Annotated in this window: 21 protein-coding genes; 15 read left to right on the top strand and 6 right to left on the bottom strand. The window is 72.5% G+C overall.

The features are described from left to right. Positions 1-62 precede the first annotated feature (62 nt). The 8 genes from IE269_RS23260 to IE269_RS23230 all read left to right on the top strand — a co-directional run bounded on the left by IE269_RS23260 (position 63) and on the right by IE269_RS23230 (position 9,389). The gene (locus IE269_RS23260) at positions 63-2,027 is read left to right on the top strand and encodes an ATP-binding cassette domain-containing protein (RefSeq protein WP_189825082.1); all 1,965 of its coding nucleotides are present in this window, start codon (positions 63-65) and stop codon (positions 2,025-2,027) included. 79 nt (positions 2,028-2,106) lie between these two features. Next, complete coding sequence (locus tag IE269_RS43290) at positions 2,107-2,205, top strand: Ms4533A family Cys-rich leader peptide (protein ID WP_318299659.1); 99 nt, start codon at positions 2,107-2,109, stop codon at positions 2,203-2,205. A 190-nt stretch (positions 2,206-2,395) separates the two neighbouring features. Then, complete coding sequence (locus tag IE269_RS23255) at positions 2,396-4,126, top strand: ABC transporter substrate-binding protein (protein ID WP_189825013.1); 1,731 nt, start codon at positions 2,396-2,398, stop codon at positions 4,124-4,126. A 2-nt stretch (positions 4,127-4,128) separates the two neighbouring features. Beyond that, on the top strand, positions 4,129-5,130 hold the full coding sequence (locus IE269_RS23250; protein WP_189825012.1) for an ABC transporter permease: 1,002 nt from the start codon (positions 4,129-4,131) through the stop codon (positions 5,128-5,130). Continuing rightward, entirely contained in the window at positions 5,127-6,116 is a 990-nt protein-coding gene (locus tag IE269_RS23245) for an ABC transporter permease (RefSeq protein ID WP_189825011.1), read from the top strand. Before IE269_RS23250 ends, IE269_RS23245 begins: the two co-directional genes overlap by 4 nt. Further along, positions 6,113-7,717: a dipeptide ABC transporter ATP-binding protein gene (locus tag IE269_RS23240; protein ID WP_189825010.1), complete on the top strand. Its 1,605-nt coding sequence runs from the start codon at positions 6,113-6,115 to the stop codon at positions 7,715-7,717. The genes IE269_RS23245 and IE269_RS23240 overlap by 4 nt, the downstream gene beginning before the upstream one ends. A 175-nt stretch (positions 7,718-7,892) precedes the next feature. Further along, on the top strand, positions 7,893-8,708 hold the full coding sequence (locus IE269_RS23235; RefSeq protein ID WP_189825009.1) for an alpha/beta fold hydrolase: 816 nt from the start codon (positions 7,893-7,895) through the stop codon (positions 8,706-8,708). Between the two features lie 207 nt (positions 8,709-8,915). After that, the gene (locus IE269_RS23230) at positions 8,916-9,389 is read left to right on the top strand and encodes a hypothetical protein (protein ID WP_189825008.1); all 474 of its coding nucleotides are present in this window, start codon (positions 8,916-8,918) and stop codon (positions 9,387-9,389) included. A gap of 4 nt (positions 9,390-9,393) precedes the next feature. On the opposite strand, the gene IE269_RS23225 is transcribed toward IE269_RS23230, so the two are convergent. Beyond that, positions 9,394-10,542 carry a metallophosphoesterase gene (locus IE269_RS23225; protein WP_438817607.1) on the bottom strand — a complete coding sequence of 383 codons (1,149 nt, stop codon included), beginning with the start codon at positions 10,540-10,542 and terminating at the stop codon, positions 9,394-9,396. A 692-nt stretch (positions 10,543-11,234) separates the two neighbouring features. On the opposite strand from IE269_RS23225, the gene IE269_RS23220 reads away from it, so the two are divergent. The 5 genes from IE269_RS23220 to IE269_RS23200 all read left to right on the top strand — a co-directional run bounded on the left by IE269_RS23220 (position 11,235) and on the right by IE269_RS23200 (position 15,650). Then, the gene (locus tag IE269_RS23220) at positions 11,235-12,143 is read left to right on the top strand and encodes a DUF7916 family protein (RefSeq protein ID WP_189825007.1); all 909 of its coding nucleotides are present in this window, start codon (positions 11,235-11,237) and stop codon (positions 12,141-12,143) included. Positions 12,144-12,266: 123 nt separating this feature from the next. After that, positions 12,267-13,190: an LLM class F420-dependent oxidoreductase gene (locus IE269_RS23215; protein WP_189825006.1), complete on the top strand. Its 924-nt coding sequence runs from the start codon at positions 12,267-12,269 to the stop codon at positions 13,188-13,190. Between the two features lie 331 nt (positions 13,191-13,521). After that, positions 13,522-14,682 carry an alkaline phosphatase PhoX gene (locus IE269_RS23210; protein ID WP_189825005.1) on the top strand — a complete coding sequence of 387 codons (1,161 nt, stop codon included), beginning with the start codon at positions 13,522-13,524 and terminating at the stop codon, positions 14,680-14,682. Positions 14,683-14,727: 45 nt separating this feature from the next. Further along, positions 14,728-15,264 carry an MSMEG_6728 family protein gene (locus IE269_RS23205; RefSeq protein WP_189825004.1) on the top strand — a complete coding sequence of 179 codons (537 nt, stop codon included), beginning with the start codon at positions 14,728-14,730 and terminating at the stop codon, positions 15,262-15,264. Positions 15,265-15,338: 74 nt separating this feature from the next. Next, a complete protein-coding gene (locus tag IE269_RS23200) occupies positions 15,339-15,650 on the top strand; it encodes a DUF6401 family natural product biosynthesis protein (protein ID WP_189825003.1) in 312 nt (103 codons plus the stop codon). Between the two features lie 60 nt (positions 15,651-15,710). Here IE269_RS23200 and IE269_RS23195 read toward each other — a convergent pair whose 3' ends face one another. Together IE269_RS23195 and IE269_RS23190 are read right to left on the bottom strand one after the other, a co-directional pair. Next, entirely contained in the window at positions 15,711-16,544 is an 834-nt protein-coding gene (locus IE269_RS23195) for a mechanosensitive ion channel family protein (RefSeq protein ID WP_229898095.1), read from the bottom strand. 167 nt (positions 16,545-16,711) lie between these two features. Continuing rightward, positions 16,712-17,260, bottom strand: a complete 549-nt coding sequence (locus IE269_RS23190) for an EF-hand domain-containing protein (protein ID WP_189825001.1) — start codon at positions 17,258-17,260, stop codon at positions 16,712-16,714. Positions 17,261-17,561: 301 nt separating this feature from the next. Between IE269_RS23190 and IE269_RS23185 the strand changes: the two genes are divergently transcribed. After that, on the top strand, positions 17,562-20,273 hold the full coding sequence (locus IE269_RS23185) for a helix-turn-helix transcriptional regulator (RefSeq protein WP_189825000.1): 2,712 nt from the start codon (positions 17,562-17,564) through the stop codon (positions 20,271-20,273). Between the two features lie 109 nt (positions 20,274-20,382). After that, positions 20,383-21,375 carry an AraC-like ligand-binding domain-containing protein gene (locus tag IE269_RS23180; RefSeq protein ID WP_189824999.1) on the top strand — a complete coding sequence of 331 codons (993 nt, stop codon included), beginning with the start codon at positions 20,383-20,385 and terminating at the stop codon, positions 21,373-21,375. Here the strand turns inward: IE269_RS23180 and IE269_RS23175 are convergent. The 3 genes from IE269_RS23175 to IE269_RS23165 all read right to left on the bottom strand — a co-directional run bounded on the left by IE269_RS23175 (position 21,372) and on the right by IE269_RS23165 (position 24,979). Continuing rightward, positions 21,372-22,079: a GPR1/FUN34/YaaH family transporter gene (locus IE269_RS23175; RefSeq protein WP_189824998.1), complete on the bottom strand. Its 708-nt coding sequence runs from the start codon at positions 22,077-22,079 to the stop codon at positions 21,372-21,374. The two genes, IE269_RS23180 and IE269_RS23175, sit on opposite strands and share 4 nt — an antisense overlap. Positions 22,080-22,123: 44 nt before the next feature. Continuing rightward, a complete protein-coding gene (locus IE269_RS23170) occupies positions 22,124-24,025 on the bottom strand; it encodes an amidohydrolase (RefSeq protein WP_438817606.1) in 1,902 nt (633 codons plus the stop codon). Between the two features lie 123 nt (positions 24,026-24,148). Further along, entirely contained in the window at positions 24,149-24,979 is an 831-nt protein-coding gene (locus IE269_RS23165; protein ID WP_189824997.1) for an alpha/beta fold hydrolase, read from the bottom strand. Positions 24,980-25,038: the final 59 nt, after the last annotated feature.

Genomic DNA, 25,038 nt, shown 5'->3' with positions numbered 1-25,038 from the left:
GGTATCCATGGAGAGCCCTCAGGAGGTGCTGCCCCGTGAAGCGATTCTTCGGTCCCGTACGGATGGCCGAGCCCCAAGTGTCGGACGCCGAAAGGGAGTTGTTCGGCGGGCCGTTGCGCTACGACATGGGCTGGTCGAAGCACGAGCACGCCGCCCTCGACCTGACCATGCTGACCGCGCTGCGGTCCATGCCGTCGCTGGTCGGCGCGACACTGCGGATGGCCTGGCAGGCCGACCGGCGCGGACTGCTCGCCGTGATGGTCAGCGAGGTCGGCCAGGGCCTCGCCGCCGCCGTGGGGCTGCTCGCCGTCAACGCCGTCATGCACGTCCTGCTGGGCGGAACCGGAACCCCCGCCCAGCGGGTGTACGCGCTCCTGCCCGCGCTGTCGGCCGCCGCGGCCGTCGCCGTCGTCAACTCCGCCCTGGCCGGGTGGTCCACCTCGCGGGCGGGCCGACTGGAGCCGCTGGTCGAGCGGATCGCCACCACCCAGTACCTGGCGGCAGCCGCCTGCGTCGAGCTCGAAGCCATCGACGATCCGGAATTCCGCCGCCTCATCGACATCGCCCAGCAGGGGCCCGGCTCCGCACGCCGCATGATCGGCGTCAGCGTCGCCGCCCTGAACAGCACCATCTCCCTGATCGCCACGGCGGGCGTGCTCACCGTCCTGGATCCGGTGCTCCTGCCCATGCTGGCCCTGATCGCCGCGCCGCGCGGCTGGGGCGCCATGCGGGTGGCGCAGGAACGGTACGTATCGATCATGAGCTGGATCGAGCACGTCCGGGCGAGCCGGCTGATCGGCAATCTCCTGACCGAGCGCACCGCCGCCCAGGAGGTGCGCATCCACGCCGTCGGCGCGTTCCTGCTCAGCCGGTACGAGGGCATGGCGCAGAGCGCGGAGGCCGAGCAGGAGCGGCTGGCCTCCAGCAAGGCGGTCACCGAGTGGGTGGCCTCCGCGCTGTCCGGGGTGGCCGTGGTGGTGACGTACGGGGCGATGTTCGCGCTGATCACGACCGGCCGGATGGGTCTGGCCGTGGCGGGTACCGCCGTGATCGCCGTGCGGTCCGGGTCGGCGAGCCTGGGCGCGCTGGTGATGAACATCAACCATCTGCACGAGGAGTCGTTGTACGTCCGCGACCACGGCCGGTTCCTCGCCCAGGCCGCCGAGCGGGCCGTCCCCCGGGGCGGCGACCCGGTCCCCGGGAAGGTCGGGCAGGTCGTCCTGGACGACGTCACCTACCGCTACCCCGACTCCGAGAGCCCCGCGCTCGACGGCGTCTCGCTGACGCTGCCCATGGGGTCGGTCACCGCCGTGGTCGGGGAGAACGGCTCCGGCAAGAGCACCCTGATGAAGGTCCTCTCCGGTCTGCTGCTGCCGCAGGGCGGCACGCTGCACTGGGGCGGGGCGGACGTCACCGGGCTGGACCGTGCCGAAGTCTTCGAGCGGGTCTCGCTGTTGACCCAGGACTTCCAGCGCTGGCCGGTGACGGCCGCGATGAACATCCGGATAGGCCGCCCCGCCCGGCCCGCGGCCGAGGAGGACCTGCGGCCGTCCGTCGACTACGCGGGGGCGGGTGCCGTCGTCGCCAAGCTTCCGTACGGACTGAGGAGCCTGCTGGCCCGCATCTTCCGGGGCGCGACCGAGCTGTCCGGGGGCGAGTGGCAGAAGATGGGGCTGGCCCGCACCCACTGGCGCAGTACGACCTCGCGGGCGGACAGCGTCCTGATCGTGGACGAGCCCACCTCCGCGCTCGACCCGGAGGCCGAGATCGAGGCCTTCGACCGCATCCGCCGGCTCGCCGCCCCGCACCGGGCCGTCGTCCTGGTCACCCACCGCATGTCCGGGGTGCGCCACGCGGACCACATCCACGTCCTGCACCGCGGGCGGCTCACCGAGCAGGGCACCCACGACCAACTCATGGCCGCCCAGGGGCGATACGCGGCCATGTTCACCGCCCAGGCCGCCCAGTACGCCCCCTCCGTGCCGCTCCCCCGGCCCGGCTCGCCGACGGTCACGGACCCGGCATGACACCGGTTTGTCTCGGTATGCGAGACGGCGTCTCAGAGTGAGATTGACATAAAAGGCGGGGTCGTTCATATTTCTCGGCATGTCACCCCGCCACGCCGCCGCCACCGATTGCGCAGCCATTGAGCTCGCGCTCATCGGTGTGACCGCGCATTGCGTGGCAGACATTCTCTGTCGCTGACGTCTGCCCAGGTGCGCGTCGGAAATCTTCGTTTCCCTGCTGTAGTTGCCGCGCCCGGGCGTATGCATGTGTCTTCTGCATCCCGTCCGCAGGCGCGGCATTCTTCGTGATTCCCCTCCCGGAATTCCGTGCGCCTGCGTGCGCTTTTCTTCCTGAATTTCTTTCCTGAATTCCGAGAGGTCGCATTTCCATGCCCAGAACCGTCATATCCCGCCGGGTGGCCGTCGTCGCCGCCAGTGTCGCGCTCGCCACCGCCGCCACCGCCTGCGCCGGTCCGCAGGGCGACAACGCCGCCTCCGCGAGCGGTGCGGGCGGCAAGGCCGGCGCCCCGCAGAAGGGCGGCACCCTCCAGATCCTCAACCGGCAGCCGCAGACCGACTTCGACCCGGCCCGCCTCTACACCTCCGGCGGCGGCAACGTCCCGTCGCTGGTCTTCCGCACACTCACCACCCGCAACCGCGAGAACGGCGCCGCGGGCACCAAGGTCGTCCCCGACCTCGCCACCGACCTGGGCAAGCCCAGCAAGGACGCCACGGTGTGGACGTACACCCTGAAGGACGGGCTGAAGTACGAGGACGGCACGGCGATCACCTCCGCCGACATCAAGTACGGCATCGAGCGGTCCTTCGCGGCCGAACTCTCGGGCGGCGCACCGTACTTGAGGGACTGGCTGATCGGCGGGGCCGACTACCAGGGTCCGTACAAGGACAAGAAGGGGCTCGACTCGATCGAGGTCCCGGACGCGAAGACGATCGTCTTCCACCTGAACAAGCCGGAGGGCGAGTTCCCCTACCTGGCCACCCAGACGCAGACCACTCCGGTGCCCAAGGCCAAGGACACCGGGGCCAAGTACGAGGAGCACCCCGTCTCCTCGGGACCGTACAAGGTCGTCAAGAACGAGAACGACGGCGAGAAGCTGCTCCTGGAGCGCAACCCGCACTGGGACGCGAAGACCGACGAGGAGCGCAAGGCGTACCCCGACAAGATCGAGGTGAACTCCGGGCTCGACCCGGCGGTCATCAACCAGCGGCTCTCCGCGAGCGCGGGCACCGACGCCGCCGCCGTGACCACCGACAACAACCTGGGTCCTGCCGAGCTGGCCAAGGTCGCCGGGGACAAGAAGCTCGCCGACCGGGTCGGCACCGGGCACTTCGGCTACACCAACTACCTGGCGTTCAACCCGAAGGTGAAGCCCTTCGACGACCCGAAGGTCCGCCAGGCCATCGCGTATGCCGTCGACCGCTCCTCGGTGATCAACGCGGCCGGAGGCTCCTCTCTCGCCCTGCCCGCGACGACGAACCTGCCGCCGCAGAAGTCCTTCGGGTACGTGAAGTACGACCACTTCCCCGCCGGTGAGTCGGGCAACGCCGCCAAGGCGAAGGAGCTGCTGAAGGAGGCCGGGCACGAGAAGGGCCTGACCATCACCCTCACGCACTCCAACGCCAAGGACCGCGAGACCAGCCCGGAGATCGCCACCGCGCTCCAGGACGCGCTGAAGAAGGCCGGAATCACCCTGGAACTCAAGGGACTCGAGGAGAACGACTACAACGACACCATCCACAGCGTGAAGAAGCAGCCCGGCTTCTTCCTCGCGCACTGGGGTGCCGACTGGCCGTCGGGCGGTCCCTTCCTCGCGCCGCTCTTCGACGGCCGCCAGATCGTGAAGGACGGCGCCAACTTCAACTACGCGCAGTTCGACGACGCCTCCGTCAACAAGGAGATCGACGAGATCAACAAGCTGACGGACCTGGACGCGGCCGCCGCCCGCTGGGGTGCGCTGGACAAGAAGATCGGCGAGCAGGCGCTGACCGTGCCGCTGTTCCACCCGGTCTACAAGCGGCTGTACGGCAAGGACGTCAAGAACATCGTGATCAGCGACTGGACCGGTGTGCTGGACGTCTCGCAGGTTGCGGTCAAGTAACCATGAGCGAGGCTTTGTTGGCCCAGGAGGTGGGGACGGCGCCGGCCGCCGTCCCCGCCTCGGGGGCCCGTCAGTTCTGGCGGCGGCTGCGTGCGCAGCGCTCCGCCGTCGTCGCCGCCTCGGTGGTGGCGTTCCTGGTGCTGGTGGCGCTCGCCGCGCCGCTGCTCACCGCCCTGGAGGGGCAGGACCCGAACACCTTCCACCCCTCGCTCGTCGACTCGGCGGCGGGTGGCGTGCCGCTGGGCTCCTTCGGCGGGATCAGTGCGGAGCACTGGCTCGGTGTGGAGCCGCAGACCGGCCGCGACCTGTTCGCCCGGATCGTCTACGGCGCCCGGGTGTCCCTCGGTGTCGCCGTCTTCGCGACCCTTCTCCAGGTCTTCCTCGGCGTCGTCATCGGCCTCGCGGCCGGGCTCGGCAACCGGGCCGTCGACCAGGTGCTCAGCCGGATCACGGACGTCAACGTGGCGATGCCGCTGATGGTGATCGCGCTCGCGCTGCTCGCCGTCGTACCGCCGGAGTTCCCGCGTCCGGTGCTGATCGCGCTGGTCGTCGGCCTGATCAACTGGGCCGGTACGTCGAAGATCGTGCGCGCCCAGACCCTGGCGCTGAAATCGCTGGACTACGTCTCGGCGGCCCGGCTCAGCGGCTGGGGCAAGTGGAAGATCGCCCACCGCGAGATGCTGCCGTCGCTGGCCGCGCCCGTCATCACGTACGCCGCGCTGCTGGTGCCGCAGAACATCACCGTCGAGGCGGCGCTGTCCTTCCTGGGCGTCGGCATCAAGCCGCCGACGCCGTCGTGGGGGCAGATGCTCACCGACGCCGACGTCTGGTACCAGGCGGCGCCGTCGTACCTGCTCATCCCCGCGGCGCTGCTGTTCGTCACCGTCCTCGCGCTGACGGTGCTCGGCGAGGGTGTGCGCACCGCGCTCGACCCCCGGTCGCAGTCGCGGCTGGGCGGCGTGCGCCGCGGGCTCCTCTCCCGCCGCAAGGGTGGTGCCCAGTGACCGGCTTCCTGCTGCGCAGGCTCGGCGGGGCGGTCTTCGTCCTGCTCTCGCTGAGCGTCTTCCTCTACCTCGTCTTCTACGTCGCCCCGGGCAACGTCGCGCAGATCGCCTGCGGTCCGCGCTGCTCGCCCGCCCAAGTTGCGCAGGTACACGAGCAGTTGCGGCTCGGGGACCCTTTGTGGCTCCAGTACGCGCACTTCGTGCAGGGCATCTTCGCGGGCCGCGACTACTCGTCCGGCGTCGGCGTGCTGCACTGCAACGCACCGTGCCTGGGCGTCTCGTACCAGAGCGACCAGCAGGTCACCCAGCTGATCCTGAACAAGCTGCCCGTCACCGGGTCCCTGGTGATCGGCGCGTTCGCGCTGTGGCTGCTGCTGGGCGTGGGCACCGGTGTGCTGTCTGTGTGGCGGCGCGGCCGTCCCACCGAGCGGGTGCTGACCTGGCTCACGCTCGCCGGGACCGCGACGCCGGTCTTCGTGATCGGACTGCTGCTGATCATCGTGTTCTGCTCGACGCTCCAGTGGCTGCCGTTCCCGACGTACGTGCCCTTCGGCGAGAACCCGGAGCAGTGGGCGTGGAACCTGCTGCTGGCCTGGGTGTCGCTGGCGGCGATCGAGTCCGCCAAGTACGCCCGGCTGACCAGGAGTTCGATGCTGGAGACGCTCGCGGAGGACCATGTACGTACGTTCCGTGCGTACGGAGTCAGCGAGCGCGCTCTCGTCGGGCGGCACGCCCTGCGCGGCGCGGTCGCACCCGTGATCGCGCTGAGCGCGCTCGACTTCGGGTCCATGTTCGGCGGCGCGGTGCTGACCGAATCCCTCTTCGGACTGCCGGGCCTGGGACGGGAGTTGGTGGAGGCGGTCAAGGTCGTCGATCTGCCGGTGGTCGTCGGGATGGTGCTGGTGACGGGGTTCTTCGTGGTGCTGGCCAATGCCGTCGCGGACCTGCTGTACGCGGTGGCCGATCGACGGGTGGTGCTCTCATGAGCGCGGGTTTCGTGGTGGAGGTGGAGGGTCTCTCGGTGACCTTCCCGGGAGCCCAAGAGGTCGCTGCTGTAAGGGACTTGTCGTTCTCGCTGCCCGAGGGCGGGGCGCTCGCCCTGGTCGGCGAGTCCGGCTCCGGGAAGAGTGCGACCGCGTTCGCCCTGCTCGGGCTGCACCGGGGAACCGGCGCCCGGGTCGAGGGCTCGCTGAAGGTGGCCGGCGTGGACGTGGGCGCGGCCTCGGAGGCCGAACTGCGTGCGCTGCGCGGGGCAAAGGCCGCCATGGTCTTCCAGGACCCGCTGTCGTCTTTGGACCCGTACTACGCGATCGGCGACCAGATCGCCGAGGTGCTGCGGGTGCACCGGAAGGTGTCCCGGCGGGCTGCGCGTGCGCGGGCCGTCGAGGTGCTGGACCGGGTGGGGATTCCGGATGCGGTACGCAGGTCCCGCTCGCGCCCGCACGAGTTCAGCGGCGGTATGCGCCAGCGGGCGCTCATCGCCATGGCCCTGGCCTGCGAGCCGAAGCTGCTGATCGCCGACGAGCCCACCACCGCGCTGGACGTCACCGTGCAGGCCCAGATCCTGGACCTGCTGCACGGGCTGCGGCGCGAGGAGGGCATGGGGCTGCTGCTGGTCACGCATGACGTGGGGGTGGCGGCCGAGAGCGTCGACGAGGTGCTGGTGATGCGGGAGGGGCGGGCCGTGGAGCGCGGCCCGGTCGCGGAGGTGCTGGCCGCACCCGCCCGGACGTACACGAGGACCCTCCTGGAAGCCGTGCCGCGCTTGGACGCCCCGCTCAGCCGCCAGCCGGTGGCCGCCGGGGATCCCGTCCTCGAAGCCGTCGGTCTGCGACGGGAGTTCCGGCAGGGACGCAGGACCGTCACCGCCGTCGACGACGTGTCGCTGACGGTGGGCCGGGGCGAGACGCTGGGCATCGTCGGCGAGAGCGGCAGCGGGAAGACCACCCTCGGGCGGATGCTCGTGGGGCTGCTGGAGCCGACCTCGGGTCAACTCCGTTACGGGGGTACGGAGAAGACCTCGGGCGTGCAGATGGTGTTCCAGGACCCGGTGGCGTCGCTGAACCCGCGCCGCAGCATCGGGGAGGCCATCGCCGACCCGCTGCGCGCGGCCGGGGAACGCGACGAGAAGGTGCTGCGGGACCGGGTGCGGGAGCTGCTGGAGCGAGTCGGGCTCGACCCGGACCGCTACGACCGCTACCCGCACGAATTCAGCGGCGGGCAGCGCCAGCGCGTCGGGATCGCCCGCGCGCTCGCACCGTCGCCGAAGCTGGTGGTGTGCGACGAGCCGGTCTCCGCGCTGGACGTCACGACACAGGCACAAGTGATCGCCCTCTTGGGCGAGTTGCAGCGCGACCTCGGTCTGTCGCTGGTGTTCGTCGCGCACGACCTGGCTGTCGTACGTCAGGTCAGCGACCGGATCGCGGTCATGCACCGGGGCCGGATCGTCGAGCAGGGCACGGTCGCCGAGGTGTACGGGTCGCCCACCGAGCCGTACACGAAGGCACTCCTGGCGGCGGTGCCGACGCTGGACCCGGTCCTGGCGGCGGTGCGCAGGGCGGCACGGAGGGAGTTGGTGGCGGCCTGAGACCCGTGGGGTGCGCCCCCGGCCCGGGGCGTGATGGCGGCCTTCCTGACCTGGCGTGGTCATGAAGGCCGCCCTTGCGCAGGGGGACATGGGCTCAACACGGTTGCCGGAAGGGGCTATTGTCCGGCGGCCGGGCCCGTCAGCATGGGGGCTTCGCCCAACGGGAGGGGAGCCCATGAGCGACGCGGTGGTGAAGGCCCTGAGTGAGCTCGTACCGGGCGGCGTGACGCTCGGTGAGCTGGACCGGGGCGGTGGCCGGGCCCTGCGGTGGGTCGAGGCGGGAACGGGCGGCCCCACCGTGGTCCTGGACGCGGCCGCCGGTACACCTGCGCTGACCTGGGCGCCGATCCTTCCCGCGCTGGCCGGGCACGTACGCGTCGTCGCCTACGACCGGGCGGGGCTCGGTATGAGTGATCCGGCGCCGCGGCTGTCCGCCGCCTCCGCGGTGGCGGACCTGACCGCGCTGCTGAAGGAGACGGGACAGGGACCGTGCGTTCTCGTCGGCAACAGCTGGGGAGGCCAGCTCGCCCAACACCTTGCCTGGACCGCCACGGAGTTGGTGGCGGGGCTGGTCCTCGTCGATCCGGCGCACGAGGACTTCGACCCGCTGCTCGGGCGGATCATGGAGTCAGCCTTCAGACAGTTGCTCGTTCTGCACAGGGCTGTGGGAAGCATCGAACGTGCGCTGCGCAAGCCCGCTGTGCGGTCGGCCGTCGAGGTGACGGACGACCCGCGGCTCCAGGACCTGCTCGTCCAGGCCGACTTGGCGTGCTACGCCCGGGACCACCAGATCCGCACCGCCATGGCTGAGACCCGGGTGCCCCTGCGGTTGCGGGAGCGGTGGACGAAGCTCCAGGCACAGATCGCCGCCGAAGCGGTGCAGGGCGAGCACAGGGTGGTGCGGGGCGCGGGGCACTACATCCACCGCAGCCGGCCGGCGGCTGTGACGGAAGCCGTTCTCGCGGTGATCGAGCGCGCCCGGACGCGGTGAGAGGGGCGGACGGTCTCGGGTGGAGGCCCTGCGCGCTGCCGGGGGTGGTCGAAATCGGCACAGGTGCCACGTTAGGGTGATCTTGTTCTGTCCGGGTTGACCGCCCGGAGTGATAGATCAGGGGGAGCGGGCCGACGGGGCCCTTCTGCTTGTGTGCCGGTCGGTGTGTGCGGCCCTGCTCCTCCTTGCCGCAAGGGGGATGAAGAAGTGAAGCAGCATCGCGAAGAGGCCATGCGGGCGGACCTGACGTGGCGTCAACGGACCCTGTCCGCGGTCGGGTTCGCGGGGTGCGGGGGCGGTGTGACGGTCTGGCTCGTGCTGGTCCTGCTCGCGGGGCTCCTGCTCGTGGTGGCTCCCTCCGGCGGGGCGGTCGAGTCCGACGGAGTGTGGCCCGTGGTGTGGGCGGCCCTGGTGTTGATTCCGTGCACGGCGGCGGTCAGTCTGCTGATGCATCCGCTGCGCGTGCTGACGCGTACGAGGGTGAGCTTCGGGAGGGCACGCCGGGTCACGGACGCCCTGGTTTCGACGCTGGCCACTTTCCTTTCCGTACTGCTGACCCTGGTGCTGACACCAGGGTTGACGGTGCGTCAGCCGTGGCTGCCCGCGCTCGCGGCCACTCTTGCCGTGACGGCTGCGAATGTGGTTGCGGAGCGCTTCGGGGGAAGGAAGGGGCGGGCGTGAAGGCTCAGGAGGCCGCCCCGGCCTGCGGGGAGCGGAGGACCAGGAGGGTGATCTCGCTCGGGGCGAAGACGCGGAAGGGCGGACCCCAGAAGCCGGTGCCCCGGCTCGTGTAAAGCAGGGTGCGGGGGCCGTGGCGGGTGAGGCCCGCGAGGGCGGGCTGGTCGAGGCGGACCAGGTGGTGGAAGGGCCAGATCTGGCCGCCGTGCGTGTGCCCGGAGAGCTGGAGGTCGACGCCGCCCGCCGCCGCCCGGTCGATGAACTTGGGCTGGTGGGCGAGGAGGAGGACGGGGTGGTCGGGGTCCGCGCCGGCCAGCGCTCCGGCGAGGTGCGCGCGGTGGCCGACCAGGCCGGAGGACTCGGCGGTGACGTCGTCCACTCCGGCGACGACCAGGGTGTCGCCGCCTCGCTCGAGGAGGAGGTGGCGGTTGCGCAGAGGTTCCCAGCCCAGTTCGTCCATCAGGTCGACCCAGCCCTGGGCCTCGCTGTAGTACTCGTGGTTGCCGGTGACGTAGACCCGGGCGTGGGTGGCCTTGACGGTGCCGAGCGGGGTGGCCTGGGCGCGGCGACGGTCGGCGGTGCCGTCCGCGATGTCCCCGGTGTGGCAGACGAGGTCGGCCTCCAGGGAGTTGACCGTTTCACAGACGCGCTCCGACCAGCGGGCGCGGTCGAGCGGGCCGTAGTGGGTGTCGGTGATCAGGACGACGCGGGTTCCGTCCAACCCGGCTCCCAGGCGCGGCAGTTGTACGTCCAGGCTGCGGACCCGGGGGACGCGGCGGGCTTCGGCGTAGCCCCAGGCGAGGAGTGCGGCGGCGGTGGCGAGGATCGCCCAGGTGACGGTACGGGCCCGGGCCTGCCCGTCCCCGACGTCGGCCAGCGTCAGCGCGAGCCGCAGGACGACGCCGAGCAGGACGGACCAGGTGAACAGGATCCAGGCCGCGCCCAGCAAGGTGTCGCCGACGATCGCCGCCCGGTCCTGCTGGCGTCGGCCGTGGCCGCGCACCATCGCGAGCGGCATGACGACCAGGCCGAGGGCGAAGAGGGCGGTGCCGGTCAGGGTGACGGGCAGCGGCCAGTGCTGGCCCGTGTGCAGGAGGAGCCAGCAGGGGACGGCCCAGAGGAGTACGGGGGCGATGAGGGGAAGGTAGCGCAGCACGCGGTGCAGGGGGCTGGGCGGGGAGGCCTGACCGTCGGCCGGCCGCCGGCTCGCGGCCGCTGTCCGGCTGTCCGCCGATGCTTGGCCCGTGGCCGAGTTCGGGGTAGAGACGGCTGACGCGGGGTTCGCGGCCGAGACCGGACCTGAGGCCGAGGCCGGGCCCGCAGTTGAGTCCTGGCCCGAGGCAGCCGAGCGGCCCGCGGCCGAGGCTGAATCCAGGCCCGGGCCAGAGGCGGCTGACGCGGGGCCCGTAGCCACGTCCAGGCCTGAGGCCGAATCCTGGCCCGCAGCCGAGACCGGACTTGAGGCCAAGTCCTGGCCAGCAGCCGAACCCGGGCCCGAGGCAGCCGAGTCCCGGCCCGAGGCCGAGGACGAGACGGCCGACGCGCGGCCCGCAGCCGAACCCGGGCCCGAGGCCGCATCCTCGCCCGCAGACGAATCCGGACCCGAGGCGGCCTGTGCCCGACCCCCGGCCGACGCGTTCGATGTGTGGTCGGCGGAACGGGATTCGCCGGTTTCGGTCACCGTTTCCCTCCTCGGGTAGCCGGGCTGCCGTCGCGCGCACTGTAGTCGGTCGCTCCGGGAGGTTGCGGGGCTGCCCGCCGGTCCCGGGACGGGCAGGGGCGGAAGTCCCGCGCTTTCGCGGCCAAGGTCCGGGGCCGCGTCCCGGCTGTGCTCCTAGGGTGGGAAGCATGACGAAGAGTGATGAACCTCGCATCCTGGACCTCGACCGTGAGCAGCTCGCCGCCCTGCGCGGCCGGGCTCTGACCCGGGCGGTGGCCGCCGCCGAGGGGCGCACCATGGTCGCCGAGGTCTTCGCGGAGCGCGCCGCGCTGTCCCCGCATCCCGACGGCCGGGGCGTGCACAACGCCGAGCTGGTCGCCGCTTTCGGGGCGGACATCGTCGTACTGAACCTGATCGAGCGGGCCTGGGACGGGGAGCGGCTGACGCTGCCCGGACTCGGCGCCTTCAGCAGCTTCACCGCGCTGGCCCAGGTGGTCGGCCGGCCCATCGGCGTCAATCTGGAGCCGGGGGACGTGCCCGAGATCCGGCGGGCCAGGCCCGAGTACGCCAAGCGCCTCGTCGACATGGGTGCGGCCATGCTCTGCATCACCGCGAACCCCGGCACGGGCGGCTCGTACGACGCGATGGCCCGGGTCACCGAGGAGCTGCGGGCGGGGCTGGGCGACGACGCGGCCCTGTGGTCGGGGAAGATGCACCACGCCGGGCACCCGGAGCGGGTCACCACCGCGCGGCTGACCGCGCTGGTGGACGCGGGTGCCGACGGCGTCGTCATGCCGCTGCCCGGCACCCTGCCCGGGGTCACCCGGGAGCTGGCCGCCGAGGCGGTGGCGGCGGTGCAGGACGCGGGGGCGGTGGTGATGGGCGCCATCGGCACCAGCCAGGAGGGCAGCCACGCCAACGTGGTGCCGCAGTTGGCTCTCAACGCGAAGGAGGCCGGGTTCGACGCGCACCACTTCGGCGACTCCTACATCCCCGGGATGTGCGACCCCGAGGTGATGTACGCGTACTCGGTCGCGATCCGGGGCCGCCGCCACACCTGGAACCGGATGGCCCTCTCGGGCCGCCGCGCGCGCTGACCGGGCTGCTGTCCCCCTGTGCCTCTGCGCTTGTGAGCCCCCGCCGGCCGCGTACACAGGAATGTCATACAGCCGTCACAACGGAGCGGAATTCGGTCCCAACTCCCTTGTGTTTGAAGTGACATGACTACCGGAGTAGCACTCAGCGCGACCGAGGCCGCCAACCAGGTCGACGCCACCGTGGAGCTTGCCCGCGAGGCCGCGGCCGCCGGGCTGCGGTCGGCCTGGTTCGGGCAGACCTTCGGCCCGGACTCGCCCCAGCTCGCGGCGATCGTCGGACGGGAGGTGCCTGGCCTGCACGTGGGCACGTCGGCGATTCCCGTCTTCGGCCGCCACCCGCTGCTGGTCTCCAGCCAGGCCCAGACCGCCCAGGCGGCCACGCACGGCCGCTACCACCTCGGGCTGGCGCTCGGCACGAAACTCCTGACCGAGACCGGTTTCGGCATTCCGTACCAGCGTCCCGTCGCACGGCTGCGTGAATTCCTCACCGCCCTGCGGCAGTTGACGGAGTCGGGCACGGCCGACTTCCACGGCGAGCTGCTCACGGCCACCACCCCGATCTCCGCCCGCGTGCCGGGGGCGGAGGGCGGCGTGCCGTTGCTCGTCGCCGCCATGGGGCCCCAGGCCCTGCGCGTGAGCGGGGAGTTGGCGGACGGCATCCTGCCCTATCTGGCGGGGCCGCGTGCGCTGGGCGAGCACATCGTGCCGGCCGTGACCGCCGCGGCCGAGGCTGCGGGCCGTCCCGCGCCGCGGATCGTGGCCCTGGTGTACGGCGTGGTCACCGACGACGCGCAGGCCGTGCGGGAGAAGGCCGCCGAACAGCTCGCGTTCTACGAGCAGTTCCCTTCGTACGCGCGGGCCATCGAGCTCTCGGGCGGGCGGCGGGCCGTGGACGTGGCGGTGATCGGCGACGAGCGGGAGGTGGCCGCCGAGGTGCAGCGCTACCGGGACGCGGGGGCGACGGAGGTGGTGTTCTCGGGAACGGACATCGCCGGTGACGCCGACCGGCTGCGCACCTGGTCCCTGCTGGGCGAGCTGGCGGGATAGCGCGGAGGGGCGGCCGCCCGGCGCGGTTGGCCGCCCGGCTGACGGGGCCGTTCAGCGGGTCGGCGGGGCGAGGCCGACGGGTCGGCCAGCAGGTTGTCCGGGCCGCGCGGCGGATCGGCACGGCCCGCCCGCAGCTCGGCGAGGCACGCTCACAGCCGATGCCGGTGTTCCGGGACGGCCCCCAACCAGCCTGCCGTGCGGCGGAGTTCAGGCCGATCCCCACCCGCTCCCCCCGCTCTTCCCCCGCCGTTCAGGACCCGTTGTCGCGCAGGCAATCCCGGAACCCTAGGTTCTGCCTGCCAACCGGCCCCGGAACCTGGAGTGATCGCCCATGGAACGCCGCACCTTCCTGCGCGCCGCCGTCATCGGCCCGTCCGCGACCGCCTTCAGCGGATCCCTCTGGCTGGGCGCCGCCCACGCCGACCCGGCTCAGCCCGGCGCGGGGCCCTACGGCGCTCTCGGCAGCGCCGACGCGAACGGCGTGCAGCTTCCCGCCGGATTCCGCAGCCGTATCGTCGCCCGCTCCGGACAGAAGGTCGCCGGGACCTCGTACACCTGGCACCCCGCGCCCGACGGCGGCGCCTGCTACGCCGACGGCACCGGCTGGATCTACGTCTCCAACTCGGAGGTCGACCCGTCCGGCGGCGCGGGCGCCATCCGCTTCTCCGCGACCGGCGCGATCACCGGCGCGCACCGCATCCTCTCCTCCACGCGGCAGAACTGCGCGGGCGGCAAGACCCCGTGGAACACCTGGCTGTCCTGCGAGGAGGTGGACCGGGGGTACGTGTATGAGACTGATCCTTGGGGGGTGAAGGCGGCGGTGCGGCGCGACGCGATGGGCCGGTTCAAGCACGAGGCGGCCGCCGCCGACCCGGACCGCAAGGTCGTCTACCTGACGGAGGACGTCACCGACGGGTGCTTCTACCGCTTCACCCCCACCGCCTGGGGCAACCTCGCCTCCGGGCAGTTGGAGGTGCTGAAGGCGGGTTCGGGGACGAGCGGCCCGGTCACCTGGGCGAAGGTGCCCGATCCGTCCGGCGCGTCGAAGGCCACCCGTAACCAGGTGTCCGGCGCCAAGCGCTTCAACGGCGGCGAGGGCTGCTACTACGCCGACGGCGTCTGCTACTTCACCACCAAGGGCGACAACCGGGTGTGGAAGTACGACGCAGCCGCCTCCACCCTCGACCTCGTCTACGACGACTCCCTGGTGACCGGCGGCAACGCCCCGCTGACCGGTGTCGACAACGTCACGGGGGCCGCCTCGGGCGACCTGTTCGTCGCGGAGGACGGCGGCTCGATGGACATCTGCGTGATCACCCGGGAGAACGTGGTGACGCCGTTCCTGCGCCTGACGGGCCAGTCCGGCTCGGAGATCACGGGCCCGGCGTTCTCCCCGGACGGCACCCGCCTGTACTTCTCCAGCCAGCGCGGTACGAGCGGCAGCTCGTCCGGCGGCATCACCTACGAGGTGACGGGACCCTTCCGCAGCTGACCGGGTCACCCGTGCAGGGCCGCCCTCCGGGGGTAGGGATGCGGAATGCAGACCTTTCTCACCCATCCCGGCTTCTCGGACTCGGCGGCCGTGCTCGACCAGCGGCGGCTCGGCAAGCAGCGCGTCGAGGCCCTCCAGGTGTTCCGCGGCCTGACCGTGCCCGGCTACGGCTGGCGGCGGCACCCTGCCGTGCGCATGTGGGCGGGGTACGAGGAGGCGCTGGTCCGGTACGGGCTCGACGTCTGCGCGGCGTGGACCGCCGAGGGGCGGGCCGACACGTGTGCGGACGCTCTCGTACGGGACTACCTGGCGTGGCGGCAGGGCGGCGGCGAGACGCGGAAGCGGCCCGGCCCCGGCAGCGGCAGGGCCCGCAAGCGGCCCGGTCCCGGCGGCGGCGCGGTGCGGGAGCAGGCGGAGCTCGCCGCCGCCGGGGAGCTGCCGCCGTGGCTCGGTGACCCCGCATTCCACCGCAGTCACCGCTCCGCGCTCGTCCGCAAGGCCCCGGAGCTCTACCGGGAACTGTTCCCGGACGTACCGGACGATCTGCCGTACGTCTGGCCGGCCTCCGACCGGGAGGCCTGAACCCCGGCCGGGGCCGGGTCCGGAAGCAGCCCGGCCTCGGCCCCGGCAGGGCATTCCTGTAGTCTCGCGGGGTTATGTCCTGTGTTCTGACCACGGTGTGCGCCGGTTACGAGGCGCGGTTCGCCGAATTCGCCTTCGAGCCCGGTTTCGCCGCCGCGGTCGACCAGCACGCCGCCGAGATCCGTGAACGTCTCGGTGCGCGCGCAGCGGGGCTGGAGCCCGCCGCCCCCGATCGTGCGGCGCTGGCCGACTACGCGCTGGGGTTCCTGGACGCGCTGGCCGAGATCGACTGGCGGGAGCCGGTGGCGTACGACTACGCGGTGTGCCGGCTGACGGCCCTGACGTATCTCGTACGACGTCACCGCCTCGTCGCTCCCCGCGGCTGAACGCCCGACGGCCCGGCCCGCGCACGCGCAGTGCGGGGGCCTGGCCGTCGGCGTGGGGCGTCACATGGGGTCGACGCGTTCCGGGTCCGTGACGGGCTGGTGGCGCAGGGCGTCCTCGCGGCCGGCCTGGTAGGCGCCGTCGCGGGCGGTGTCGGGACCCGTGGTCGCCCGCATCCGGCCGGTCTCGGCCTCGGCGGTGTCCATCCAGCGTTCGATGCGGCCGCGCATCGGCTGGATCAGCGCCCCGCCGACGCCGACGATCAGGATGCCCGCGACGGCCGCCAGCGCGGCGATCAGCACCGGCTGCGTGACGGTCGTGGCGATGCCGACCTGGCCGAGGGCCGCGATCACGCCGAGGGCGACGATGACCGCCCAGACGATACGGGCCACCATCGGCCCGTACGAAGCGGCCGACAGCACGCCGGAGACGATGCCCCGCACGGCGTTCGCGATCGCCATGGCGACCACGACGAGCACCAGGCCGACCAGGGCCTTCGGCAGCCAGGCGACGATGCCGTCGATCATGCCGCTGACCGGGTTGGGGCCGAAGACGCCGAACGCGAGCTGGAGGGTGACCAGCAGCAGCGCGTAGTAGACGACCTTGCACACCAGGGAGGTCGCGTCGTACTTCGAGTTGTCGAAGATCTTGGCGGAGCCGGCCCGTTCGCTGAGCCGCTCGAAGCCGACCTTGCGCAGGACCCGGTCGAGCACTCTGGCGATCATCTTGGAAACGAACCAGCCGACCAGGAGGATCACCAGGAATCCGGCCAGCTTCGGCACGAACTGGGCGACCTTGGACCAGGCGTCGGAAATGCCCTGCTGGAATTCCACCGCGAGCGCGCGGTCCCCGGGGGACGGGAGCGTGGCAGCGGCCACGATCTGGGATGAGAGCACGATCAGACCTTCCGTCGATGCGGTACTTCTCCGTTTCGTGCTTATCAACGGGTGGCGCGGCCCGCGCGCGGCGGAGCGTCCGGGTACCGCCATTCGAGGGACCATCGGGGTCCGTGGGCAAAAAGAGTCCGGTCCCGCCGCTGCGGGCGGGACCGGTGCGGGGCGGGTCAGGCGACCGCGCCGAGGAGGGTGCTGCCGGGGGCCTCGGTGTCCTCCTCCAGCAGGAAGTCGCTCCAGCCCGCGACGTACTCCTCGCGCGTGATCCAGCCGTCGCCGTTCTGGTCCAGGCTCGTCGCCGAGGCCGCCGCCACCTCGTGCTCCAGGCCCCAGGCGGTGAGGAACGACGTCATCTGGTCGATCGTGGCGACTCCGTCGTCGTCGGCGTCGATCGCGGCGAACTCGGCGTGCAGGCCGTCCCGCAGGTTGCGCTCCAGCAATGAGGGGTCGCCGAACGCGCCCGACATCGCCCGGTGGAACTCGTCGCGGTCGATCTGCCCGTCGCCGTTGGCGTCGGCGTGCTCCAGCAGCAGGGCCCAGCAGCGCTGCCGCTCCAGCACGAGCGTCGCCCCCTTCGCCGACTCCAGACCGACGCCCGTCGCCTGAGCGATGGAGCGGGCGAGCGTGATGAAGTCCTGCTCCTCCAGCACCCCGTTGAGATCCACGTCGAGCATGTCGAACATGCGGTCGTACTTGAGTCCGATGGCGTCAGCGATCATGAGGGGCCCTCCCGGGGGTTGCGAAACCGACTCCAGCAGCATGTGCGCTTGCCGGTCGCCGACGCGCCTCCGGACACGAACGGGTCAGTGGATGGCACACGTTGGCGGTACCCGGGCGCCGTGACCTTGACCCGGCCTCCCCCGTCGGCAAGCGCCTTGGGGCGACAGCGCACCCGAAGCGAATTCGTGCGCGGTCGCGCGACGACTATGCTCCGACCAGCGGTGATTCGCCCCTCAGTTCGAGTTGGGTGCGGGAATCCACCGTCTTCGCACCATGTTTCAGGGTTTCAGGAGTTCTGTGATGATCGGTCGTCAACGAGAGCGTGCGGTCGTCGCCGAAGCCCTCTCCTCCTCCACGACATCGGCCCGCGTGCTGGTGCTGTTCGGCGAGGCCGGGGTGGGCAAGACCCTGCTGATGGACCATGCCGCCGAGGAGGCCGCGGCTGCCGGGACCCGTGTGCTGCGGGTGGCGGGCAATACCGCCGAGGCAGAACTCGCCTTCGCCGGGCTGCACCAGCTCCTGCTGCCCGTCCTCGGCAGCGGCCTGGACGGTCTGCCGGTCCGTCAGCGCACCGCGCTGCTGGCCGCGTTCGGGCTGGGCGAGGACCCGGCGCCGCCGGACCCGATGATGATGAGCCTCGCCGTGCTGACGCTGGCCTCGCAGATCGCCTCCGCGGGGCGGCTGCTGCTCGTCGTGGACGACGCCCAGTGGCTGGACCACGGAAGCCGCCAGGTGCTGGGCTTCGTGGCCCGACGGCTGGCGGGCGAGTCGATCGGGCTGCTCGTGGCGGTACGGGGGTCCCGCCTGCCGGAATGGCTGGATGCGACGGTCCCCCACCTGGAGGTCGGCCCCCTCTCGCCCGCCGAGGCCGAGGAACTGCTCGGTGCCCAGCCCGAACCCCCGGTGGGCGGCTTCCGCCGCCATGTGCTGGCCACCGCCGCGGGCAACCCGCTCGCCCTGGTGGAGCTGGCCCGCTCGCAGCCCCGCGACGAGGCGCTGCCGCCGGCCGGACCCGTACCGCTGACGGATCTGCTGGAGCGGACCTTCGCCGCGCAGGCCGACGGGCTGCCGCCCGCCACCCGGGCGGCCCTGCTGGTCGCGGCGGCGGCCGAGGGCGCGGCCCTGCCCGACGTGCTGGCGGCGCTGCCGCCCGGCACCGACATGGACGTGTGGCTGCCCGCCGAGCGGACCGGGCTGGTGCGGCTGCGCGCCGACCGGATCGACTTCCGCCATCCGCTGGTGCGTTCCGCCGTCTACGGCGCGGCCCCCTTCGCCGAGCGCCGCCGGGCGCACCTGGCGCTGGCCGCCGTGCTCGACGCCGATCCCGACCGGCGGGCCTGGCAGTTGTCCGCGGCGACGGTGACCCCCGAGGCGTCCGTCGCGGGCGCGCTGGAGGCCACGGCGATGCGCACCTTCGGGCGTGGCGCGTTCGCCGACGCCCTGACCGGGCTGGAGCGGGCGGCGCAGCTCCACCCGGAGCGGGGCGAGCGGACCCGGCTGCTGTCGACCGCCGCGTACACCGCCGTCCTGGTCGGTGACCTGACGCGGGCGGAGTCTCTGGCCGCGCAGGCCCGCCAGTTGGTGCCGGACGAGACGGCGAGCGGGTGGATCTCCGCCCTCGGCGGTCTGGTGGCGATGCTGATGATGCGCATGGAGCGTGCCTTCGCGCTCGTCGTTCCGGCCGGGCTGCCCGCCGACGGGCAGCTCGCCGTGGACGTGTCCACCATCGCCACCGGGATCGTCTACCACTCCGGAATCCCCGCCCAGCGGGAGAGGATCCGGCCGATGCTGGCGGCGCGCACCGCCCTGGCCGACGACATGTTCGCCCGGCCCCTCCAGCTCTGGGACCTCGGCGTCACCGACCCCTTCGGCCACGGCGACGCGATACGCGCCGAACTGCCCGCGCTCGCCTCGGCGCCGGGGCTCCTGCCCACGGTCACCCACACCCTCGGGGTCCTCGCCATGGTGCTGGACGAGACCGAGACGGCCGTAAGCCTGCTCGGCGAACTCGTCAACCCCCAGTGGGAGGACGCCGCCGACTTCCACGCCGGGATGACCGCCGCCGATCTGGCGTGGGCGCACCTGGACTGCGGCCGGTGGGCGGACGCCCGGCTGGGCGTGGAGCGGCTCGCCGCACGCTTCCTGGCCGGACAGCACCACCTCGGCCCGGCCCGTGCGCTGAGCGCCCTGGCCACCGTGTGCGCACTGACCGGCGATCCCGAGACGGCGCTGCGGCACATCACCGCCGCCCTGGCCGCCACCGAGCCCGCCCGGGCGCTCGCCACGACCGTGCGGGCCCGCCGGGCCGCCGCGCTGGCCGCCACCGCGCTCGGCGACCACCCCACCGCCCGCCTGCACCTGCGTGCCCTCTTCGACGCCTGTGGGGCACCCGTCCACTACCACCTGTCGTGCTACGCCGTCGCCGACCACGCGGCAGCCGCCGTGCTCACCGGCCATACCGAGGACGCCCGTACGGTCCTGGAGCGGGTCCGCGAGGAGGTGGGCGACGGCGCTTCGCCACGGCTGCGGCAGATCCTGCTCCGGGCGGCCGCGCTGCTGGCCGGGCCCGACGACGGGGCGGGCGACTGCTTCCGCGAGGCGCTGGCGGACCCGGCGGGGCAGCGCTGGCCCTTCGAACGCGCCCAGGTGTGGCTGGAGTACGGGGAGTGGCTGCGCCGCAGGCGGCAGATCGCCGAGGCGCGCTCGGCGCTGGCCGAGGCCCGGGACCTGTTCGCGGGGCTGGGCGCGCCGCACTGGTCGGCGCGGGCGGAGGCGGAGCTGCGGGCGGCGGGCGTCGCCGTCGGCCCGGACCGGCACAGCGCGCTGCACGCACTGACGCCGCAACGGCAGCGGATCGTACGGCTGGCAGCACAGGGGCTGACGAACCGGGAGATCGGCGAGCGGCTCTTCCTCTCGCCGAGGACCGTGGGCACCCACCTCTACCAGGCGTTCCCCGCGCTGGGCGTGACGTCCCGCAGCCAACTGCGCGACGTCGTGGAGCAGGAGGGCTGACGGCTGGGTTCCGGGCCTCAGTCATGACGCAAGTCATCTGACGGATGGCCGGCGGGCCGCCGGAGCCGAGAGTGAATGCGGAAAGACCCGCACCGCACTCGGAGTTCTCATGTCCGGTACATCCGCCGTCCTGTCGACCCTGCCGCTGCCGCCCGCCGACCGGGCCGCGTACTGGCACGCCCTCGTCTCCGGCACCTTCGTCCCGCTCGACGTCACGCTGCACGCGCCCACTCCCCCGGCGGGCACGATCACCAGCCGCAGGCTGGGTCCGCTCCAGGTCTCCGAGGTGGAGGCGGGCCCGCAGACGGTGTCGCGCAGCCCTCGTCGCATCGCGCAGGGCGGTGCGGAGTTCCTGACCGTCACCCTCCAGCAGCGGGGGACGGCCCGGCTCACCCAGGACGGCCGGCAGGCGCTGGTGCGGCCGGGCGGCTTCACCTGCTCGGACGCGGGGCGGCCGTACGAGCGGGAGCAGCCGGAGGACTTCCGGTTCACCACGTTCCGGATTCCCAAGGAGTGCCTGGGAGTTCGGGAGGGCGAGCTGCGGGCCGTCACCGGGACGCTCTTCCACGGAGGTTCCGGGACGGCCGCCCTGATCGCCGCCTTCCTGGGCCGCCTCGCCGGGCAGGCGGCGGACCTCGATCCGGCCACCGGGCACCAACTCGGCCTCACCGCAGCGGACTTGCTCGCGATTCTGGTGCGCGAGCGCCGGGGCGAGCTGGTGCCGCAGGCTCCGGAGGCGGCACGGGGGATGCTGGCCCGCGTCAAGGAGTACGTACTGCACCACCTGGACGATCCCTCGCTGACGCCCGCGCGGATCGCCGCCGCGCACCACGTCTCGGTGCGCTATCTGCACCTGCTGTTCCGGGCGGAGGGGACGTCGGTGGGCCGCTGGATGCTCGCCGAGCGGCTGGCGCGCTGCCGCCGCGAGCTGTCCCGGCCGCCCGGCAACGCGCGGGCCGTGTCCGCGGTGGCCCAGCGGTGGGGCTTCGTGAACCCCTCGCACTTCAGCCGGTCGTTCCGGGCGGCGTACGGGATGTCTCCCCGGGAGTGGCAGGCCGAGGCCCGGCTCCCCGAGGGACGGGCCCGCTCTGCGCACGGCTAGAGCGTGCGACGTACACCCGCCTGGCGTTCCAGGTTGCGCAGCTGCACCCCGAGGTCGCCCTCGAGGGCGTGCCGGGCCGGGCCGGTGCGGCCGATGGGCAGCACTTCCTCGCTGCGTACGTCCTCCAGGAGCAGGGCGAACGCGGCGTACGCGGACACCAGCGCGACCAGGATGCCGAGGCCTCCGGCCGCGCCGGTCAGCCAGTGGACCCCGGTCACACCGGCGAGGCCGGTGGCCGCCCACCGGGGCAGCGAGACCACCAGGACCCACCACAGGGCGCGCTTGGGCCGGGTCACGGACGCCATCAGTGCCCCGAAGCACAGGAACACCAGGTTGAACACGCCCAGCACCTCGTGCCCCTGGGGTGCTCCCGTTCCGGTCACCAGCGCGTACGCCAGCCAGCTTCCGGCGAAGGTGCCCATCAGGGTCGCCGCGATCACGTCGCGGGCCCCGAACGCGATGACACTGACCAGGAGTTGGAGGGCGAAGGCGGGCAGTACGCACAGGGCGACCGCCTGGCGGGCGGTGGCGTCGAGGACGCCGAGCTGGAGGCACCCCGTCAGCACGGAGGCGATGGCCACCGCGAAGAAGCCGAGCGGCATGGGGGAGGCGACGGGGCGCAGGTTGATCCGGGTCATGGACCGCAGGTCGGGCTCGTGGCGACGCCCTTCGCCCGCACCGGGTGCGGGGGGCTCCGTACTCATCTGTTGGTTCTCCTCACTGGCGGGGCTCGCCGGCCCGGCCGGGTTCACGGGGCGAAGCACGGGTCGAGCGGGGCCGTTGCGGGCCGGTCCGGCACGGCGTCGGCCCGTTGTGCCCGCCAGCGGCGGTGGAGTTCCGATTCGGTGACGACCTCGGCCATCGCGTCGGCCTGTCGGGCGCCGGAGGCGTATCCGCCGAAGCGGGCGACCGGGCTCCAGGCGGGGCTGACGGGCGGGATCTCCTCGTCGAGGCCGGTGTGTTCGGCCGCCGCGTGCACGATGCGTCCGCCGACGACCGTCAGTACGGACTCGATGTCGGGGATCTCGTGTTCCGGCACGGTGAAGTAGTCGTGGGACAGCACGGCGAGGTCGGCGTAACTCCCTTCGCGCAGCGTCCCCTTGACGTCCTCCTCCCCGGTGAGCTGTGCCCCGCCCCGGGTGTAGAGGGTGAGGGCCTGTGCCCGGTCGAGCAGGTGGGCGGCCGGGTAGAGGGCGGTGCCGCCGACGGTTCGGCCGGTCACCAGCCAGTGCAGGGACACCCAGGGGTTGTAGGAGGAGACGCGGGTGGCGTCGGTTCCGGCGGCGAGGGTGAGGCCGTGGTCGAGCATGGAGCGCACGGGCGGCGTGCGGGCGGTGGCCTCGGCGCCGTACCGGTCGAGGAAGGCGGTGCCCTGGAAGGACATCCGGTTCTGCACGGACACCGCCCCGCCGAGCGCGGCGATGCGTTCCAGGCTGGCGTCGGAGACGGTCTCGGCGTGGTCGAAGAGCCAGCGTCTGCCGCCCGGGAAGAGTCCTTCGGCGGCGAGCTTCTCGAAGACGGCGAGGTCGCGTCGGATGGTCTCGTCGTAGGTGGCGTGCAGCCTGAAGCCCCAGCCGTTCTCGGCGAGCAGCCGCACCGCCTGCTCCAACTCGGCCTCGTAGCCCGCCTCCAGGGCGGGGCGGGGCTCGGCGAAGTTCTCGAAGTCGGCGGCGGCCCAGGTCAGGTTCTCGCCCGCGCCCGCGAGCCGCAGCCAGGCGTCGCCGTCGCCGGGGCGCACGGTCTGCGTCCAGCGGCGCAGGTCGGCCAGCTCCTGGCCTGCGGTCTGCGGGAAGAGGTAGTAGGCGATGCGCAGGGTGAGTTCGCCGGTGCGGGCCAGGTCGGCGACGGTGGCGTAGTCGTCGGGGAAGTTCTGGAAGCCGCCGGCCGCGTCGAGGGCGGAGGTGAGGCCGAAGCGGTTGAGTTCGCGCAGGAAGTGGCGGGTGGAGGTGCGCCGGTCGGCGGCGTCCAGTGCCGGGGCCTTGGCGAGGGTGGAGTACAGGAGCAGGGCGCCGGGGGCGGCGAGCAGCACGCCGGTGGGTTCGCCGTCGCGGCCGCGTACGATCTGCCCGCCGCGCGGGTCGGGAGTCTCGCGGGTGTATCCGGCGGCGCGTACGGCGGCCCGGTTCAGCAGCGCCGACTGGTAGAGGTGCAGGACGAACACGGGGGTGTCGGGGGCGGCGGCGTTCAGTTCGGCGACCGTGGGCATCCGGCGCTCGGCGAACTGCTCGGCGCTCCAGCCTCCGACGACGCGTATCCACTGGCCCTTGGGGGTGCGTCCGGCCTGTTCGCGCAGCATGGCCAGGGCCGTGCGCAGGCTGCGTACGCCGTCCCAGCGCAGTTCCAGTACGTAGTTGAGGCCGCCCCTGATGACGTGCAGGTGGGAGTCGTTGAGCCCGGGGACGACCCGGCGGCCGAGGACGTCGATCACCCGGGTGGCGGGTCCGACGAGGTGGGCGGTGGCGTGGTCGTCGTCGCCGAGGGCCAGGACGCGGCCGTCGCGGACGGCGACGGTACGGGCCTCGGGGCGGGCGGGGTCGCCGGTGAACACCTTGGCGTTGCGGATGAGGAGGTCGGCGGGGTGGCTTGCGGCGGCCGCCGTGGGGCTGATGCCCGCGACGGGCATGCTCGGGTGGGGCGGGGTGGCACTCATGCCGGGACCTCCCGGGAGGGCTCGGGCGGTTCGGTCGGGCATGGCTCAACTCCTGTGCTGGTGAACTGGGTTGGGGCCGGGCCGCCCGCTCACGGGAGCGGGCGGCCCGGACTGGGGGCTCGGTCAGCCGATGAAGCCGAGCAGGGCGGCGTTGACCTCGTCGGCGTGCGTCCACAGCAGGCCGTGCGGGCCGCCGGGGACGACCGTCAGCTCGGCGCCGTCGATGAGCTGGGCCAGCGGGATCGCGGTGGAGTCGATGGGCAGGGTGCGGTCGGCGTCGCCGTGGACGATCAGCGTGGGGACGTCGATACGGGGCAGGTCCTCGCGGAAGTCGGTCAGCCAGGCCGCGACGCAGTCGAGGGTGCCCTTGGCCGAGGCTCCGACGGCGACGTTCCAGCTGGCCTGGACGGCCTGCGGGCTGATGCGGGTGCCGCCGAGGACGTCCACGTTGTAGAAGTCGGCGAGGAAGTCCGTCATGAAGGCGTAGCGGTCGGCGCGGATGGCCTCTTCGATCCCCTTGAAGACCTCGCCGTCGACGCCCGCCGGGTTGTCGTCGGTCTTCAGCAGGAAGGGCGGGACCACGCCGATGAGGACGGCCTTGGAGACCCGCTCGGACCCGTAGGCGCCCAGGTAGCGGGTGACTTCGCCGGTGCCCATGGAGAAGCCGACGAGGACCGCGTCGCGCAGGTCCAGGGCGGTGAGTATCCGGTCGAGGTCGGCGGCGAAGGTGTCGTAGTCGTAGCCGTCGGCGGGCTGGTCGGAGCGGCCGAAGCCGCGCCGGTCGTAGGTGATGACCCGGTTGCCCGCGGCGAGCAGCGCGGCCGTCTGCTTCTCCCAGGAGGCCCCGTTCAGCGGCCAGCCGTGGATGAGGACGACGGGGCGGCCGCTGCCGTGGTCCTCGTAGTACAGCTCGACGGGGGCGGAGTTGCCTTCGGCGACCTTGATGTACGGCATGAGTGTGCTCCGAATTCTTGTGAGGGGTGGGTGAGTGATTCTTGTGAGGGGTGGGCGAG

This window comes from Streptomyces spiroverticillatus (assembly GCA_014650415.1).
GTDB lineage: Bacteria > Actinomycetota > Actinomycetes > Streptomycetales > Streptomycetaceae > Streptomyces > Streptomyces spiroverticillatus.
Note: the sequence above shows the minus strand (reverse complement) of the source record. Positions and strands in the feature narration are given on the sequence as shown.

Bases quoted from the DNA above. Each gene is read 5' to 3' on its own strand.
- IE269_RS23220 (WP_189825007.1), top strand. From the start codon at position 11,235: ATGACGAAGAGTGATGAACCTCGCATCCTGGACCTCGACCGTGAGCAG.
- IE269_RS23215 (WP_189825006.1), top strand. From the start codon at position 12,267: ATGACTACCGGAGTAGCACTCAGCGCGACCGAGGCCGCCAACCAGGTC.
- IE269_RS23180 (WP_189824999.1), top strand. From the start codon at position 20,383: ATGTCCGGTACATCCGCCGTCCTGTCGACCCTGCCGCTGCCGCCCGCC.
- IE269_RS23235 (WP_189825009.1), top strand. From the start codon at position 7,893: ATGAGCGACGCGGTGGTGAAGGCCCTGAGTGAGCTCGTACCGGGCGGC.
- IE269_RS23165 (WP_189824997.1), bottom strand. From the start codon at position 24,979: ATGCCGTACATCAAGGTCGCCGAAGGCAACTCCGCCCCCGTCGAGCTG.
- IE269_RS23200 (WP_189825003.1), top strand. From the start codon at position 15,339: ATGTCCTGTGTTCTGACCACGGTGTGCGCCGGTTACGAGGCGCGGTTC.
- IE269_RS23255 (WP_189825013.1), top strand. From the start codon at position 2,396: ATGCCCAGAACCGTCATATCCCGCCGGGTGGCCGTCGTCGCCGCCAGT.
- IE269_RS23240 (WP_189825010.1), top strand. From the start codon at position 6,113: ATGAGCGCGGGTTTCGTGGTGGAGGTGGAGGGTCTCTCGGTGACCTTC.
- IE269_RS23210 (WP_189825005.1), top strand. From the start codon at position 13,522: ATGGAACGCCGCACCTTCCTGCGCGCCGCCGTCATCGGCCCGTCCGCG.
- IE269_RS23190 (WP_189825001.1), bottom strand. From the start codon at position 17,260: ATGATCGCTGACGCCATCGGACTCAAGTACGACCGCATGTTCGACATG.
- IE269_RS23170 (WP_438817606.1), bottom strand. From the start codon at position 24,025: ATGAGTGCCACCCCGCCCCACCCGAGCATGCCCGTCGCGGGCATCAGC.
- IE269_RS23205 (WP_189825004.1), top strand. From the start codon at position 14,728: ATGCAGACCTTTCTCACCCATCCCGGCTTCTCGGACTCGGCGGCCGTG.
- IE269_RS23175 (WP_189824998.1), bottom strand. From the start codon at position 22,079: ATGAGTACGGAGCCCCCCGCACCCGGTGCGGGCGAAGGGCGTCGCCAC.
- IE269_RS23260 (WP_189825082.1), top strand. From the start codon at position 63: ATGGCCGAGCCCCAAGTGTCGGACGCCGAAAGGGAGTTGTTCGGCGGG.
- IE269_RS23185 (WP_189825000.1), top strand. From the start codon at position 17,562: ATGATCGGTCGTCAACGAGAGCGTGCGGTCGTCGCCGAAGCCCTCTCC.
- IE269_RS23250 (WP_189825012.1), top strand. From the start codon at position 4,129: ATGAGCGAGGCTTTGTTGGCCCAGGAGGTGGGGACGGCGCCGGCCGCC.
- IE269_RS43290 (WP_318299659.1), top strand. From the start codon at position 2,107: ATGTCACCCCGCCACGCCGCCGCCACCGATTGCGCAGCCATTGAGCTC.